Source organism: Aquisalinus flavus (genome assembly GCF_014640095.1).
In the GTDB taxonomy this organism is placed as follows: Bacteria; Pseudomonadota; Alphaproteobacteria; order Caulobacterales; family Parvularculaceae; genus Aquisalinus; species Aquisalinus flavus.
In genome coordinates this window covers 3,075,132-3,090,371 of sequence record NZ_BMGH01000001.1, presented here as the reverse complement: position 1 = coordinate 3,090,371, position 15,240 = coordinate 3,075,132, and the positions used below count along the sequence as shown (strand labels likewise).

12 protein-coding genes are annotated in these 15,240 nt (G+C 63.0%); 1 reads left to right on the top strand and 11 read right to left on the bottom strand.

Going from position 1 to position 15,240, the window contains the following annotated elements:
* Window positions 1-244: 244 nt before the first annotated feature.
* The 9 genes from IEV88_RS14250 to IEV88_RS14210 all read right to left on the bottom strand — a co-directional run bounded on the left by IEV88_RS14250 (window position 245) and on the right by IEV88_RS14210 (window position 11,166).
* Window positions 245-910 carry a hypothetical protein gene (locus tag IEV88_RS14250; RefSeq protein ID WP_188157804.1) on the bottom strand — a complete coding sequence of 222 codons (666 nt, stop codon included), beginning with the start codon at window positions 908-910 and terminating at the stop codon, window positions 245-247.
* 78 nt (window positions 911-988) lie between these two features.
* Window positions 989-1,882, bottom strand: a complete 894-nt coding sequence (folD, locus tag IEV88_RS14245) for a bifunctional methylenetetrahydrofolate dehydrogenase/methenyltetrahydrofolate cyclohydrolase FolD (RefSeq protein WP_188157805.1) — start codon at window positions 1,880-1,882, stop codon at window positions 989-991.
* Window positions 1,879-2,181, bottom strand: a complete 303-nt coding sequence (locus tag IEV88_RS14240; protein ID WP_188157806.1) for a DUF167 domain-containing protein — start codon at window positions 2,179-2,181, stop codon at window positions 1,879-1,881. The genes folD and IEV88_RS14240 overlap by 4 nt, the downstream gene beginning before the upstream one ends.
* A 52-nt stretch (window positions 2,182-2,233) precedes the next feature.
* Window positions 2,234-2,542: a YggT family protein gene (locus IEV88_RS14235; RefSeq protein ID WP_188157807.1), complete on the bottom strand. Its 309-nt coding sequence runs from the start codon at window positions 2,540-2,542 to the stop codon at window positions 2,234-2,236.
* A gap of 231 nt (window positions 2,543-2,773) precedes the next feature.
* Window positions 2,774-5,377: a TonB-dependent receptor gene (locus IEV88_RS14230; protein ID WP_188157808.1), complete on the bottom strand. Its 2,604-nt coding sequence runs from the start codon at window positions 5,375-5,377 to the stop codon at window positions 2,774-2,776.
* A 282-nt stretch (window positions 5,378-5,659) separates the two neighbouring features.
* Window positions 5,660-6,670 (bottom strand): sterol desaturase family protein, encoded by a 1,011-nt coding sequence (locus tag IEV88_RS14225; RefSeq protein ID WP_373291186.1) that lies wholly within the window; start codon window positions 6,668-6,670, stop codon window positions 5,660-5,662.
* Window positions 6,671-6,681: 11 nt separating this feature from the next.
* On the bottom strand, window positions 6,682-7,110 hold the full coding sequence (locus IEV88_RS14220; RefSeq protein ID WP_188157809.1) for a hypothetical protein: 429 nt from the start codon (window positions 7,108-7,110) through the stop codon (window positions 6,682-6,684).
* 46 nt (window positions 7,111-7,156) lie between these two features.
* Complete coding sequence (mdoH, locus tag IEV88_RS14215) at window positions 7,157-9,292, bottom strand: glucans biosynthesis glucosyltransferase MdoH (RefSeq protein ID WP_188157810.1); 2,136 nt, start codon at window positions 9,290-9,292, stop codon at window positions 7,157-7,159.
* Complete coding sequence (locus IEV88_RS14210) at window positions 9,292-11,166, bottom strand: OpgD/OpgG family glucan biosynthesis protein (protein ID WP_188157811.1); 1,875 nt, start codon at window positions 11,164-11,166, stop codon at window positions 9,292-9,294. Before IEV88_RS14210 ends, mdoH begins: the two co-directional genes overlap by 1 nt.
* A gap of 433 nt (window positions 11,167-11,599) precedes the next feature.
* Between IEV88_RS14210 and IEV88_RS14205 the strand changes: the two genes are divergently transcribed.
* On the top strand, window positions 11,600-12,733 hold the full coding sequence (locus IEV88_RS14205; RefSeq protein WP_188157812.1) for an alcohol dehydrogenase catalytic domain-containing protein: 1,134 nt from the start codon (window positions 11,600-11,602) through the stop codon (window positions 12,731-12,733).
* Here IEV88_RS14205 and IEV88_RS14200 read toward each other — a convergent pair.
* A complete protein-coding gene (locus IEV88_RS14200; protein ID WP_188157813.1) occupies window positions 12,716-14,086 on the bottom strand; it encodes a GntT/GntP/DsdX family permease in 1,371 nt (456 codons plus the stop codon). The genes IEV88_RS14205 and IEV88_RS14200 overlap by 18 nt on opposite strands.
* Window positions 14,086-15,234 carry an SMP-30/gluconolactonase/LRE family protein gene (locus IEV88_RS14195; protein WP_206711147.1) on the bottom strand — a complete coding sequence of 383 codons (1,149 nt, stop codon included), beginning with the start codon at window positions 15,232-15,234 and terminating at the stop codon, window positions 14,086-14,088. Before IEV88_RS14195 ends, IEV88_RS14200 begins: the two co-directional genes overlap by 1 nt.
* Between the last annotated feature and the right edge of the window lie 6 nt (window positions 15,235-15,240).

Here is a 15,240-nt window from a genome sequence, read left to right as displayed (position 1 = left end):
ACCAATAAAAAATGCCTCCGCAGGGTGGCGGGGGCATTTTTTATAGTCTGTGCAAGTCAGTTCAGGGTCGTCATTGGCATTCTGCCAAACTGGAGATCTGTATCGAGGGATCAGCCGGACACAAATCTGAAAACTTCGTTGACAAATATATGGTCCTGAACTGAGGCGGAATTAGGGCAAGAGCCAGTCATTTTCGCCCTAATTCATTGTTTTTAAACGGATTTGTCCCGTAATGGCACACTGCCTAAACCGCGGCCGCGAGATCATCAGGCTCGGCTTGTTTTGCGCCCATACCGCGCAGCGGGGCCAGCGCCCTGCCGATGGCATCGCCGGACTTGGTCCAGCCCCAGATGGCGGCGGCGCTGAGGCCGGCGCCGGCGAGCATGCCGGCTTCCCACTGGATATCGAGGAAAGCGACACCGGTCAGCGCGAAAACGGTCAGGCTGACCACGGTGATCAGCCAGCGGCCCGGCTTTTTCAGGATTTTCGAGGTCGCCTTGGCAGCCGCCCTTGCGGCCTTGACCGGCGCCTTCGCGGCGGCAGCACCGGCCTTGCCCAGCGCCGTCCCCGCCCCCGCGAGCCAGTTTAGCAGGCGGTTGGCACCGATCAGCGCGACGGCGGAGGAGATCAGTCCGGCGAGCGCGGCCCAGGCGGCATAGCGCCGGGCGTCCGGTCCCAGAAGATGTGGATCGGCCTCGGCGGCGGGCATGGCCCAGGCGAGGCTTGCCTCCTCGTCCATCGTGACGCTTGCCTTGTCCATCGGCTCGATCGCATCTGCCTGGGCGGCCTTTGCGGCGCTGCTGAGCACGCCGAAAACGGCGGCGGCGATGACGAAGCCGGCGGCACCAGCCGCAGTCGTCGCCTTGAGACCGGCTTTCTTGCCGGAGAATCTGCGGGAATGTGTCGCCATGAAGCGCCCCTCTGTCGAAGCTGAACCAGCTCTACAGGTGGGGATCGTTAAGCATAGGTTCAAGTCTGCGTGAGGCAGCTACAGGCCGCGGCGGCGGCGCGCCGCCGTCAGCGTGTTTTTCAACAGACACGCAATGGTCATCGGGCCGACGCCGCCGGGCACCGGCGTGATCGCGCCGGCAACCGCGCGCGCGGCGTCAAAATCGACATCGCCAACCAGCCGCGTCTTGCCCTTTGCTTCGCTGTTCGGGCCCTGTTCCGGCGCCTCGACGCGGTTGATGCCGATATCGATCACCACCGCGCCCGGCTTGATCCAGTCGCCCTTGACGATCTCCGGGCGACCAACTGCCGCGCACAGGATGTCGGCCTGGCGGCAGACCTCCTCGACACCGCGCGTGCGCGAATGGGCCGTCGTCACCGTGCAATGCTCTGCGAGCAACAGGCTCGCCAGCGGCTTGCCGACAAGGATGGACCGGCCCAGCACCACAGCATTGGCACCGGACATATCCTCCATCACCGTCTTGATCAACAGGATCGAGCCCTGCGGCGTACACGGTACGAGGGCCTCCTTGCCGAGGACCAGCCGCCCGGCATTGACCTCGGTCAGCCCGTCGACATCCTTGTCGGGGTCGATCTCGTTGATCACTGCATTGGCGTCGATATGGTCCGGCAGCGGCAATTGCACGAGGATGCCATCGACTTCATCATCGCCATTGAGGCGGCGCACCAGCGCGATGACCTCGTCCTGGCTCGTTTCCGCCCGCAGCTTGTGCTCGATCGAGCGCATACCCGCCTCGCGCGTGGCGATGCCCTTGTTGCGGACATAGACCTGGCTCGCCGGATCCTCGCCGACCAGCACCACGGCGAGACCGGGCACGAGGCCATGATCCTTCTCCAGCGCGGCAACACCGGCGGCAACATCGTCGCGGACGGATTTGGCGACGGCCTTGCCGTCAATGATCTTCGCGCTCATGAGCCTTGTTCCTTGCTGGCATTTTCAAGTGCTGTCCGCACGGTATCAGGCGATGCCTCGAAGCGGACCGTCTTTGATCGTGACTTGTCGCCCGCGATAATCGATATGGCAGATTTCGGCAAGCCCGTGGCGGCGGCGAGCAGCTTGACGACGGCCTTGTTCGCCTTGCCCTTGTCCGGCACGGCGGTAATGCGCAGTCTCAGCACCGGCGCGCCAGCGGCATCGGGGCCAAATCCCTCCACCGCGTCGCGGGAGGCGTTCGGCTGGACGCGGACGGCGATGATGGTTTCAATCGGCATGATGGCGGCAGCCCGTGGGGTCTGCGGCTAGGGCGCAGGCGCAAGCCGGGCCCTAGTAACCGCGGCCCATCACCATCATCGGCGCGAAGACATAATTTTGCAGTGCCACGACGCCGATAACCAGAAAGATCGGCGAAATATCGAGCCCGCCAATCGACGGAATGATTTTCCTGATCGGCTTGAGCAAGGGGCCGATCAGCGCGTCGCAAAAGCCCATGACACTGGAGACCAGCGGCGTGCGCCAGGAAACCACGCCGAAGGCGAGCAGCCAGCCCAGCACGATCCAGACCAGCAGGATCAGCATGAACAGATCCGAAAGCCGGTAGAGAATGAAGCCGAACATGCCGATCAGATTTTCCATGGAATGCCCCTTGGTCTTGTTGATCAATCCTATCTAGGCAGCGTCGCTCCCTGCGGCAACCACAAGCGCCACCGGAAAATGACAGCGCCCCGCGACATATGCCTGGCAGCCAGGGGCTGTAATACAGAACGGCGCGTCCCGCATGGAACGCGCCGCTCATTCCCCTCTGCTGGAGTGCTGGCCACCACAAGGTAGCCGCTCCGTGTCAGAGTTCTCTAGGTCTTCAGGCCCCTAGTTCTTCAGGCGCAGCGTGATGCCGAAGGTCCGCGGATCACCTGGATAGACGTTGAGGCTGCCCGGTGCACCGACCGAGGTAAAGGCACCCTGATTGTAATACTCGTCCGTCAGGTTGCGGCCCCAGAGCATGACTTCAACGCGCTCATCCGGCGTGGAAAAACCGATCGAGCCATTGAACAGGGTCACGGCGTCCTCGATCTTGCGCGGATCCTGGTCGGTGCCGAGCTGGACTTCGCCCGAATGATAGGCACCGCCGCGGATGAACCACGGATAATTGCCGGCTTCGCCTTCATAGGTGGCGAACAGCGACGCGACATCCTCGCGGGCACCGGACAGCGGCTGGCCGGAGGAATCCTGGAAGCCGTTGATGATGCAGTTGTCGAGCGCCGACAGGCCGGTCTCGGCATTGTCCGGACGGCCCTGCAGATAGGCGACGTTTTCCGGCGCGGCGACAGCCGGGCAGGAACCACGCAGATATTCCTCATACTCGGCCTTGAACAGGTGGGTCCAGCCGGCATTGATGGTCAGGTTCGGGGTCGGCGCGATGACCGATTCCAGTTCCAGCCCCTGGATGCCGACTTCACCGGCATTCTGCAGCACGAAGGCGCGGCCGTTGAACGTGTTGTCCTGGTAGTCCTCGACCTTCTGGTCAAACAGGGCCGCGTTCAGCGTCATGCGGTTGTCGAACAGGCGGGTTTTCAGGCCAAGCTCGTAGCTGGTCGTGATTTCCGGATCGAAGGTCGGCGAGGACGAGGCGTTGTCGGCATAGGCCACGAACGAGACGTTGATGCCACCGGCCTTGAAGCCGCGGGCATAGCTGGCATAGACGTTCAGATTGTCGGTGACCGCATAGTCGGCGATCAGCGTGCCGGAGACGAAGTCATCGGAGACTTCCTGCGGCGTCGCGGTGCCGGGCGTGTTGAACTGCAACGCCGTCAGGCCGATCAGCGGGTTGACCGACGGATCGGAGTCGTTGGCGTTGGCAAAAGCCTGCGAGCCGGCTTGGATCTGCCCCAGGATAGCAGCATTGGTCGGGCTGGAGCCACCGAAAGCAGCGATGTTTGCCGGTGTCGGCGCCAGACCCGTGACATCGAAGAATGTCGTGGCAAAAGCCTCTTGGAAGAGCAGCGGGTTACCGGCAGCGGCAAAGTCGTCAACGGTCAGCGCCGAGAACTCGTCATCGACATTGATATTGCCGGTCGAGCTCTTCTCTTCGGTACCGACGCGCAGACCACCGGTCAGCGTCAGGCGGTCGGTCACGTCGAACTCGACCTGGCCGAAGGCGGAATAGCTGTCGGTCTCGACATCATAGCTCTCGAGGACAAGGCCGTCATCGGCAGCCAGATAGGTACCCGGCGCTTCCATATTGAACAGTTCGACATAGCTGATCGCACTCCCGCCGGGCAGCTGTGCGTTGGCGGTGATCAGGTCGGCAAACGGACGCAGGTCCTCGCCATAGGTCTGGGACTGGGACGTGAACAGCTCTTGCGAATAGTAATAGGCCCCGGCCAGCCAGCGGGCGCGGTCGAATTCGCCGTCGAAACGGATCTCCTGCGAGAAGACATCATACTCGTTGACGTTCTGGCGCGGACGGGAGGTGCGCAGATTGGTGAAGTCCGGGTCGATGCGTCGGTCTTCCTCGAGCGAATCCCAGGCAGTGATCGAGGTCAGCGTGATGCCATTGTCGAACTGGTACTCCGCAGTACCGGAAAGGGCGTTGGTCTTCAGGATGGTGTTGACCTCGCCATCGAAGGCCACTTCGCGCTCTTCCTCGTCGTCAAGAACAGTACCGCCAAGGAAAGCGACAGCGGCGGCGTTGGCCGGCAGGTTGTAGGAGAATGGCGCCGCGCAGCAATCCTCGTCGATCTCGCCATGCTCGCCGATCAGGCGGAAGGAGAAATTGTCGCTCGGCTCGAAATAGAGCTGGCCGCGCAGATTGAACCGGTCGCGATTGTTGACGTCCTCGCCCTGTTCGATGTTGTCGATGAAGCCGTCGCGCTTGTTCAGGACGCCGGAGACGCGGAAACCGACCGTGTCGGAGATCGGGCCGGAAACCGTGCCCTTGAGGATGCGGCTGTTGTAATTGCCGATCGTCGCTTCGCCGATTGCCTCGAACTCGTTGGCCGGCAGGCGCGTGGTATAGCTGATGACACCGGCCGGCGTGTTGCGGCCATACAGGGTCGATTGCGGGCCGCGAATGACCTCGACGCGCTCGAGCGAGATGAAGTCGTTGATCGAGGCGGACTGGCGCGACTTGTAGACACCGTCGACGAAGACACCGACCGACGGCTCGAGGCCAATATTGTCGGACGATGTCCCGATACCGCGGATCGCATAGCCGACGACGCCGGCACCGGACTGCTGGTAAACGGACAGCGACGGGGTCAGCGTCTGCAGGTCCTGGATGTTGTTGATCTGGGCCTTCTCGATCTGGTCGGCGCTGACCGCACTGACGGCAACCGGCGTATCTAGCAGGGTGGATTCTTTCTTCTGGGTGGTGATGATGATTTCGTCGACCTGGGCGAGCGCCGGCGAAGCGGCAATAGCAGTAGCGACGAGAAGGCTGGAGCCCATCAACAGGGCTTTGCTGTTTTTCATTTGTTTCCTCCGGGTGCGTTCATCGCACCGTCAAATTTCTGTCAAATTGCCATAAAAACAGACTGTTACAAAGTACCCTCCGCAGCTACGGGCTGCTTTCATCGAGATGCACAGTCAGGTGTGACTAAAAAGCTTCACACTTTCTGGTCATCGCGATGGTCGTTTACGGTTAATGAATCCTAGAGCGGCCTGCGTCTGGATGGACGCAGAGGAGCTGCTCTAACACTTTGGAAGCGATCAACTTTCCTGCCTTCAAATGATTCCATTTGAAGGCAGGTTGATCTAGCGGGACGCCGGCTCGGAGGGCAGGTCCGGGATATCCGACGCCGCAGCCGGAACCGTCGAGATGAAGCCCCCTAGACCGGGCTTTCCCGCCTCGTCCGGATTGCGGCGGACGAAATCCGCCTTGATTTCGGCAGAGCTCTTTCGGCTGCCATCATGGCTCCAGCCCGGCGGCGCGAAGACATAGGCGAGCCGCTGTTGCAGGCTGAGGCCGGGCAGCGTCGCATCGCGCCAGATGCCGACATATTCATGGGTGGCGACCCTGAGCGGATTGTAGGTGCCGATATTCTTCACGATACCGTAGCGCACCGGATGGGTTTCATCCTCCTCGACGAAGGTGCCGAACAGCCGGTCCCAGACGATGAAGACCCCGGCATAGTTTGAATCGAGATATCGCGCATTGCGGCCATGATGGACCCGGTGGTGGGACGGCGTGTTCATCACCGCCTCGACCCATTTCGGCATCTTGCCGACCGCTTCGGTATGAATGAAGAACTGGTAGAACAGGTTGATCGACCCGGCAAAGGCGATCATCGCCGGATGGAACCCGAGCAGCACCAGCGGGATCACCGAGACGAAATAGCCCTTGGCGAAGGAGAACCAGGGCTGGCGCAGCGCCGTGGACAGGTTGAAATGCTGCGACGAGTGGTGGATCACGTGGTCTGCCCAGCCCCAGCGGATCGTGTGGCTGAAGCGGTGAACCCAGTAATATCTCAGATCGTCGAGCACGAAGCAGGCGACCATGGAGAGAATGCCGAATTCCCACTTCACCGGGGCAAAACGATAAAGCCACAGGAAGAAAGCGAAGATGCCGGCATAGACCGTGGTCGCGAAAATAATCCCCGACGTGACATTGCCGAGCCCCATCGCGATCGAGGTCGAGGCATCGCGCGTTTCATAGCTGCCCTTTACCCGGCGAAGGTGCACGAACAGGATCTCCGCGATGATCAGCGCGACGTAGATCGGCGCAGCATAGCTCGCAATATCCGGCAGGTCAGGCATGTCGGTCAGATTATTCATCTCTATCCGGTCTTTTCCCGTGTTCCGATCGTGTCGAAACTCAACAGGCTCTGCCACCGCGTCGCTGTCGTCTCGTCACCGAAGTCTATCACAAAGACCGGGTCGGCATAATCGGTCAGCCGCAGTTGCAACGACGCCCCGCGGCGCGAGAGGCGGGCGATGTCCGCCAGGGCGAACTGGCGGGCCAGTGAAAACCGGCCCATGGCCCGGATCAGGCCATATCCGTCCTGCAATTCGAGGAGCGCCGCCCGGCCATTGGCGCCGAGGTCGAGGCGGCTGACACCGGCGTCGGGGAACTCTTCCAGAAACGCGTCGCGAGCGGCAGCCTCGTCGGCGAACTGATGTTCGGCCGAGTGGCCAAGCCGGTGCATCAACAGGGCGATCAGGCCGATAGCGAGCGCGGATCCCGCAAGATAGAGAAGGAGCATCATCGGCTGCGCAGGATACGCCCTCCGGCGCAGGCGTCTACAGGCAATGTCAGGTGCCGGTGGCGGGCAGCTTTCTGGCCGCGCTCAGACGGTCGGCCAGCATTTGCAGGCTGCCGGGATCGTTCAGCAGGGCCATACGCTCGCCCTGGCTGAGAAAGCCGACGGCCTTGCCGGTATCGGCGATGAAGTCGAGCCGCGCCCGGGCGAGGGCGAGCGCCTCATGCACCTGGCCGTCGGCGAGGTGCCAGTGCATGTCGACCAGGGGTTGGCGCCGCGCCAGGGCCGGAGGATTATCGATGATCTGGTCGAAGCGCAGCGCGGTCAGGTCGCCATAGGCCGCCCGCGCCTCCTGTGCCGCGGCATAGGCCGGCGGCAGCGATTTTTCTTCCGGCACGGAGAGGAGACCGATCTTGCGAAACCGCCTGCCCGGCCCCGCTGCGCCGGTCCACAGGGAAATCGGACCGGCGAAGATCATGCCGATGGCGGCAGGCGCCAGCCACGCCGCGAAAACCGGCGAGATGATGAAGGCGGAGACGATCAGTATGACGCCGAAGGCCATGGTCAGCCCATGACGGCGCATCACATCACCGACCGAATAGTCATCGCCTTCGCGCCGCTGCGGTGCCCAGCCCGTGTCGCGCCCGGAAAGAATGGAAAACACGGCAGAGGTCTGCGCCGCCATCAGGATCGGGGCGACAAGGATTGAAATGATCATTTCCGTCAGCACGCCAAGCACTATCTTCACCGGCCCGACGGAGCGTCGCCAGAGCGGATTCACGAGGCCGAGGATCATGCCATAGATCTTGGGCGCAAACAGGATGCCCATCGTCGCGACGAACAGCGTCAGGGCGCGAACATAGTCGATCACCGGCCAGTTCGGGAACAGGGTTATCTGGCCGCCAAAATACTCGGGCTGCAGGAACTTGCCCTGCAGCGACAGCGCCATGCCGACCATGATCAGCAGCAGCCAGAGCGGCGAGGCGAGATAGGACATGACGCCGATCATCAGGTGCAGGCGATTGGTCCACGGGATGTCGCGGCCACGCATCAGGACCGCCGCATGCTGAAGATTGCCCTGGCACCAGCGCCGGTCACGGATTGTCAGGTCAATGATCGTCGGCGGGCATTCCTCGTAGGAGCCCTTCAGGTCAGCGGCGATATTGACCGTCCAGCCGGCCTTGCGCAGCAGCGCTGCCTCGACGAAGTCGTGGCTGAGAATATTGCCGCCAAACGGCGCCTTGCCGGGCAGCGCCGGAAGGCCGGCGGCGGCGGCAAATGCCTTTAGCCTGATAATCGCGTTATGGCCCCAGAAATTGCCTTCTTTCTGCGCCCACCAGGCAACGCCGGTGCCCAGCAGGGGGCCGTAGAGATTGGCAGCGAATTGCTGCGCCCGCCCGAACACGGTGGTCGCCCCGATCAGCTTGGGCACGGTCTGGATCAGGCCCGCGCCGGGATCTGCCTCCATCCGCCGGGCCATCTCGATCAGCGTCTCGGCCTCCATATAGCTGTCGGCATCGTAGACGATCATGTGGTCGTAGCGGCCGCCCCAGCGGGAGATGAAATCCTCGACATTGCCGGACTTACGTGCACGGTTGATGGTGCGCCGGCGGTAGAAGACCCGCGCCCCTTCCGGCAGGCGCTGGCGGATCCGCAGGAACGCTTCCTCCTCGAGCAGCGCAATGTCCGGATTCGTCGTATCGGACAGGATAAAGCACTCAAAATGGCCGGGGGCTCGCTCATGCAGGGCGGCGGCTATCGTCTCGATCGTCGCGGCAATGCGCCTGATATCTTCATTGTAGATCGGGAAGGCGACGACGTTGCGGCTCTTGAGCGGCGCATCGCCGCGCCATTCGCGGTCTATCAGGATCTGGACCAGCCGCGTCAGGAAACCGATCGTGGCGCTGACAAAGGCGAAGCAGATCCATACGATGTTCAGGGTAAAGACGATGAGCAGCGCCCATTCCAGCGCGGTCATGCCGCCGACATCAAGGACGCGGTACATGTCCATCGCGCCCCAGGCGGTCAGGGTGGACGCGGCACCGCCGACGAACCCCTTGCGCCAGATACTCGATCCCTTCGTCCCGGCGACAGCATAGCCACTGGCACCCGGCGCGCCGAAATCCTGCGCCGGCATGGCCAGCGCGGCCTCGGGCGGTCGCGGCGGATCGAACGGCGTTGCCGACATCAGCGTCTCCACCTGTAGAGCCAGGTTTCACTGACCGGGCTGCCGCCACGCATGAGCAGCGCTCGCAATTCGGCGACATTTGCGCCTCCCGAGTTCAGTTCGAACGTCAGGCGGCGCCCCCCGGTGACAGGGTTCTCCTGCAGGGTCACGCCTTCGACCGTTCCCGCGGACGAGCTCACGTGAATCTGAGCGCCGTCGAGCAAGGCGTTATTGCCCGACACGAAATCGATCACGAACAGCCGGTTGACGGAATTGTTGATCGGCACGCCAACGCGGGTTGCCTCGACCTGCGCAAAGGACGGCTTGATCGGCGCGTTGTCCCCCCAGTGCATGGTGTAGCTATACTCATACTCGCCGCCGCCCTTCAGCGGGGCATCCGGCCGCCAGTAAGAGACGATGTTGTCGTTGAACTCATTCGCACTCGGAATTTCGACCAGCGCAAGGTGGCCGGGGCCCCAGTCGTTGCGCGGTTCGATCCACAGGCTGGGGCGCAGGTCATACCGTGCTTCGAGGTCCTGGTAATTGTCGAAATCGCGATTGCGCTGCATCAGGCCATAGCCATAGGGCATTTCGCTGGTGAAACTCGAAATCTCCAGCTGGTTCGGGTTGACCAGAGGACGCCAGACCCATTCACCATTCCGCAGACGGATCATCAACCCCTCTGAGTCGTGCACGCGCGGGCGGAAGTCATCGCGCCCCTTCAAGGGATCCTGCGGTCCGAATTCATACATCGAGGTCAGCGGCGCGATGCCGACATGGTTCAGGTCCCGGCGGGGATAGAGAAAGGCGTCGACCTGAATCTCGGTGGTCGCGCCGGGCCGTGCGCGGAAGCGATAGGCACCGGCGATGCTTTCACTGTCGAGCAAAGCATAAACCGTCACCTCATTGCTGCCTGGCTCCGGCCGCACCAGCCAGAATTCGGTGAAGACAGGGAATTCCTCCCCGGTCGGCGATGCCGTCGACAGCGCGAGGCCCCGCGCCGATATGCCGTAACGGTTCTCGGCCCCAAGGGCGCGGAAATAGCTTGCCCCCTGGAAGGAGAGGAACTCGTCATACTTGCCGGCGCTGTTCAAGGGCGTCGTCAGGCGCAAGCCGGCAAAGCCCATTGCCGCCTTGTCCTCGTCGGACAGTGGCAGGTCGTAGAAATTGAATTTGGACGGGTCGAACCGTTTCTCGACCGAGATACCGTTCTCGACCATATTGATCCGCACACGGTCCTTGAACAGGAAGCCTTGCGGCGAATACTGTACCTGGAAGCTGCTGCTGCCATCGATCCAGTCTGCCGTGCGCGGACGCGGACGGATACGGCGATAGTCATCATATCCCAGATTGGCGACGGAAGCCGGCAGGCGCTGTGAGGACTTCTCATAGGGCATCGCCGCCAGGGCGCGCGCCTTGTTCATCACGATGTCGAAGCCAAAGGTCTGGCCAGCCTGATCAGCGGCGGCTGCCTGGCCGGCACCGGTGCCCGATGCGTCGAGCGGGCTTGCATTTTCGACGGGCGATGCGGCAACAGGCTGCGCCTGCGGGTTTGCCGTAGCGTCGCCCGCGGCGGCAGGCACGGCAGCTGACAAGACGGCCGGCAAGGCGGCATCGGTCGCGCCGGGTGCGGAGGACGCGGCAAGAACGACGAGATCCTGATCTGCGGCCCGTGCCGATATGCTCGCCTCGGCTGCTCCGGCGACCGGTGCCCGGCGGATTGTGTCGGGGATCGTGTCATCGGCTTGCAGATCCTTGATCACGACTGCGCCGGTGCCGGTTCCGCCGGTCTGGCGCACACCGGGGAACCCGGACGGGTTGGCGATGGCAAACCCGGCCCCGAGGACACACAGGCCAGCAAGGCTGGCGACAGCGATATCATGACGAAAAACCATTGACGAAACAATGCTCCGAGCCGTTGTGAGAACCACATGGTGATTCTAATGTTCCAAATATAAAGAATTTTTTGCGGTGCAGCAATTTATAGATTTATGATCTTTGAATTGCGCTCGTGCCGGGTGATCCTGCGGTTCACGATCACCATGAGTTACATACAACTATTCACCGTGTCCTATAGGCTGCAATTGCGACAATTTTGTGAGCGCTTTTGAGGGAGAAGGGAGAGCCCGCAACGAGGGTAACTGCATCGCAGGATTGATCGTGGCTTGCGCTCTCTTCTATAGCGTTTCCCGGTGAAGTGGAAACCGGTTCACCGTCAGGAAACGCGACAAACTAGGAGTCCGGGTCGTTTCAGCGTTTCCACAGAATGCTGAAACGATCCAGGCTGCGCCGAGCTCAAGTGACCGGCACCGCAGAAAGCAAGGCCCGATGAAGATCACCGCCGCCCTCCTTACCGCAAGGGACGCCCCGCGGCCCTATCGCGAGACACAGCCTCTGGCCATCACCGAACTGGATCTCGACCCGCCGGGCGCTGGCGAATTGCTGATCCGTATCGATGCGGCCGGCCTGTGCCATTCGGATCTTTCCGTCATCAATGGCGACCGCCCGCGACCTCTGCCGATGGCGCTGGGCCACGAGGCGACCGGCATCGTCGAAGGTTTGGGCAGCGCAGAGCCTGGCTTTGCCGTCGGCGACCGGGTCGTTCTGTCCTTCCTGCCGCAATGCGGCGGCTGCACGCACTGCCTGTCGGGAGAGGCGTATCTGTGCGCCAGGGGCGCGGCGAGCAATGGCGCCGGCCTGATGCTGTCCGGCGGCTGCCGGCTGCATCACGGCGGCACCGATGTGCACCATCATCTCGGCGTCTCCGCCTTTGCCACGCACGCGGTCGTCGACCGCCGCTCCGCCGTCAAGGTGCCCACCGACATGCCGCCGGAAATCGCCGCGCTGTTCGGCTGCGCCGTGCTGACCGGCGTCGGCGCGCTGCTCAACACCGGCAATCTGCGTTGCGGCGAGAGCGTTGCGATTGTCGGGCTCGGCGGCGTCGGCCTGTCTGCCGTCCTTGGCGCGGTCGCGGCAGGCGCCAATCCGGTGATCGCCATCGATCCGGTAGCGGACAAGCGCGCCCTCGCCCTCGACATGGGCGCGAGCCACGCCGTCACGCCGGAGGAAGCCGCCGGCTGCGTTGCCGCCAACGCCAGCGGCGGGGCTGATCTGGTGCTCGAAACGGTCGGCAAGGCGAGCGTGCTGGAAGCGGCCTATGCGCTGGGGCGGCGCGGCAGCCGCATCGTCACCGTCGGCCTTCCGCACCCGGACGACAGGATGGCGCTGTCGCCGGTCTCTCTCGTCGGCGAGGGCAAGTCATTGATCGGCAGCTATATGGGCTCCGCCGTGCCGATGCGCGACATCCCCCGCTATATCGCCCTGTGGCAGGCAGGCCGCCTGCCGGTCGAGAAACTGCTCACCGGCACGGGGCCTTTGTCACGCATCAACGAGATGATGGACGAGCTTGCCGAGGGCCGCGCCGTGCGCCAGGTCGTGCTGCCGTCAGAAAAACAGCGATAGCAGCAATACGACCGCAAAGCCGGTCAGGCCGATCAGCGTCGTCGACACCGTCCAGGTCTTGAGCGTCTGCGCCTCGGTCAGACCGAGATAGCGGCTAACGAGCCAGAACCCTGAATCATTGACATGGGAGACCATGGTCGCCCCGGAGGCGATGGCGATCACCAGCAAGCCCAGCTGCGCGCCCTGCAGTCCGGCAAGTTCGGCGACCGGTGCGACCAGACCCGCCGCCGTTATCATGGCAACGGTGGCCGAGCCCTGTGCCACGCGCACGATGGTCGCGACCAGGAAAGCGAACACGATCGGCGGCATCGCGCCCGCGCTCAGGACTTCCGCAAGTTGCCGCCCGCCACCTGAATCGACCAGGATCTGCTTGAACACGCCGCCGGCACCGGTGACCAGCACGACGATGCCTGCCGGCTCCAGCGCCTTCAGCATCGCGTCATGCAGATATGCCGCCTTGAAGCCCTTGCGGATGCCGAACAGATACCACGCATACAGGACGGTGATCAGCAGCGCGACAAAGGGATGGCCGACAAACCCGACAACCGAGATCGCCGAGGCTGGCAGGCGCCCCTCGCCGACCACCCCGGTCAGCGTCCCGGCGAGGATCAGTACCAGCGGCAGCATGATGACGCTGAGCGCCGCGCCAAAGCCGATCGGCTCGATGGCCGGCGCATCCGGATCGCCCGGCTCTTCCAGATCGGCCTGCCCGCCGCGGAATTTCGAGCGCATGCCTTCGCGGTCCAGCTTGATCAGCAGATTGGCCAGCATCGGCCCGGCGATGACCATGGCCGGCAGGCCGGCCAGTGCGCCGAACAGGATGACCCAGCCGAGTTCGGCGGAGAGGATTTCCGCCACCGCGATCGGCCCCGGTGTCGGCGGAATGAAGGAGTGCGTCACGGCGAGGCCAGCCATCAATGGCAGGGCAAACCAGATCAGCGGTTTTGCCGTGCGCTCGCGCAAGCCGAACAGGATCGGGATCATGATGATCAGCGCGACGTCGAAAAACACCGGGATCGCGACGAGAAAACCGATCAGGCCGAGCGCCCATTGCGCCTTGCCTTCCCCGAACCGCTTGAGGATCCCGGATGAAATCGCCTGGACCCCGCCGGAGACTTCCAGCAAGGCGCCCATCATCGCGCCGAGGCCGACAACGATAGCGACGAAGCCGAGCGTGCCGCCCATGCCGTTGCGCACCGAGTCAATGATGTCCCCCGGCGCCATGCCGGTGGACAGGCCGAACATGAGGCTGACCAGAAGCAAGGCGACGAAGGCCGGCATACGCACCTTCAGCACCAGGAACAAAAGGGCCGCGATGGACACGCCCGTCATGATCAGCGGCAGGTAGGCCATTAGAAGCTGACGCCGGTGGACAACAACTCTACCCGGGCGAGAAACGACCCGGACGTGATATACAGCGTCGAGCCGTCACCGCCGAAGGTCACGTTCGCCGCTGCCGTACCGGTAGAGATCAGGGCGAGCCGCGTCCCGTCCGGTGCGAACACATGCACGCCGCCCGGGCCGGTCGCGTAAAGATTGCCCCCGGCGTCCATCGCCATGCCGTCCGGCAGGCCGGGCAGGCCCTGCTCGACCATGGTCGTCATGTCGGCAAAATCGCTGCGTCCGGTCGGCAGGCCGTCCGCGCCCAGCGTATAGCTGAAGATCTTGGCCGCAGCCGGGTCGGACTGGGCGACGTAGAGCGTCTGCTCGTCCGGCGACAGGATGACACCGTTCGGCCGGCTCAGCGTGCCGTCGACGACAGCGACATAGGCATCACCGGTTTCCGGCGCAGCGGCGAACACGTAGACGCCGTTGATCTCCTGTTCCTTGGCGGGCGAGTCATCACCGCCCTGCAGGCCATAGGGCGGGTCGGTGAAATAGATCGCGCCGGACGACGCAAGAACCAGATCGTTCGGGCTGCTGAATTTTTTATCATCATAATAGGCGACGACAGACGTCTTCTCTTTGGTTTCCAGGTTGAGACGCGTGATAGACCGGTTGCCGTGGTCCCCCATCAGGATAAACCCCGGCTCGTCATCGCGGATCAGGCCGTTGGTGCCGGACTCGCGGAAAATATCTGTCTGCGGACCATCATAGCCCGATGGCTGCAGGAAGGTCTCGAGGCCACCCTGTTCGCTCCACTTGTAGATGACGTTTTCAGGCACGTCGGAGAAGAGCAGGTAATCGCCTTCGCTGATCCAGACCGGCCCTTCGGACCAGGAGAAGTCATCGCCGGTCAGTTTCTCGATCCCGGCATTCTCCGGAATGAGAGCCAGCGCGCGGTCGTCATAAATCTCGATCGACCCGACCGTCTCGTAAGCGCTGACAGCATCATCGGCCCCATTATCACGCCCGGTCTCATCTGTGGTCTGCATTGCCATATCGGCTTCCTCCATGGAGGAAGCCTCGTTGCCGGCCGTGTCCTGCCTGTCGTCCTCGCAGGCCCCGAGCGTCACGCTCATGACACCGCCCATCACGCTGGCCAAAAGTAGTCTCTTCATGCTCTG

Excerpts from the sequence above, each read along its gene's own strand:
- IEV88_RS14250 (WP_188157804.1), bottom strand. The coding sequence starts at position 910 with ATGGCGACACATTCCCGCAGATTCTCCGGCAAGAAAGCCGGTCTCAAG.
- folD (WP_188157805.1), bottom strand. The coding sequence starts at position 1,882 with ATGAGCGCGAAGATCATTGACGGCAAGGCCGTCGCCAAATCCGTCCGC.
- IEV88_RS14240 (WP_188157806.1), bottom strand. The coding sequence starts at position 2,181 with ATGCCGATTGAAACCATCATCGCCGTCCGCGTCCAGCCGAACGCCTCC.
- IEV88_RS14235 (WP_188157807.1), bottom strand. The coding sequence starts at position 2,542 with ATGGAAAATCTGATCGGCATGTTCGGCTTCATTCTCTACCGGCTTTCG.
- IEV88_RS14230 (WP_188157808.1), bottom strand. The coding sequence starts at position 5,377 with ATGAAAAACAGCAAAGCCCTGTTGATGGGCTCCAGCCTTCTCGTCGCT.
- IEV88_RS14220 (WP_188157809.1), bottom strand. The coding sequence starts at position 7,110 with ATGATGCTCCTTCTCTATCTTGCGGGATCCGCGCTCGCTATCGGCCTG.
- mdoH (WP_188157810.1), bottom strand. The coding sequence starts at position 9,292 with ATGTCGGCAACGCCGTTCGATCCGCCGCGACCGCCCGAGGCCGCGCTG.
- IEV88_RS14210 (WP_188157811.1), bottom strand. The coding sequence starts at position 11,166 with ATGGTTTTTCGTCATGATATCGCTGTCGCCAGCCTTGCTGGCCTGTGT.
- IEV88_RS14205 (WP_188157812.1), top strand. The coding sequence starts at position 11,600 with ATGAAGATCACCGCCGCCCTCCTTACCGCAAGGGACGCCCCGCGGCCC.
- IEV88_RS14200 (WP_188157813.1), bottom strand. The coding sequence starts at position 14,086 with ATGGCCTACCTGCCGCTGATCATGACGGGCGTGTCCATCGCGGCCCTT.
- IEV88_RS14195 (WP_206711147.1), bottom strand. The coding sequence starts at position 15,234 with ATGAAGAGACTACTTTTGGCCAGCGTGATGGGCGGTGTCATGAGCGTG.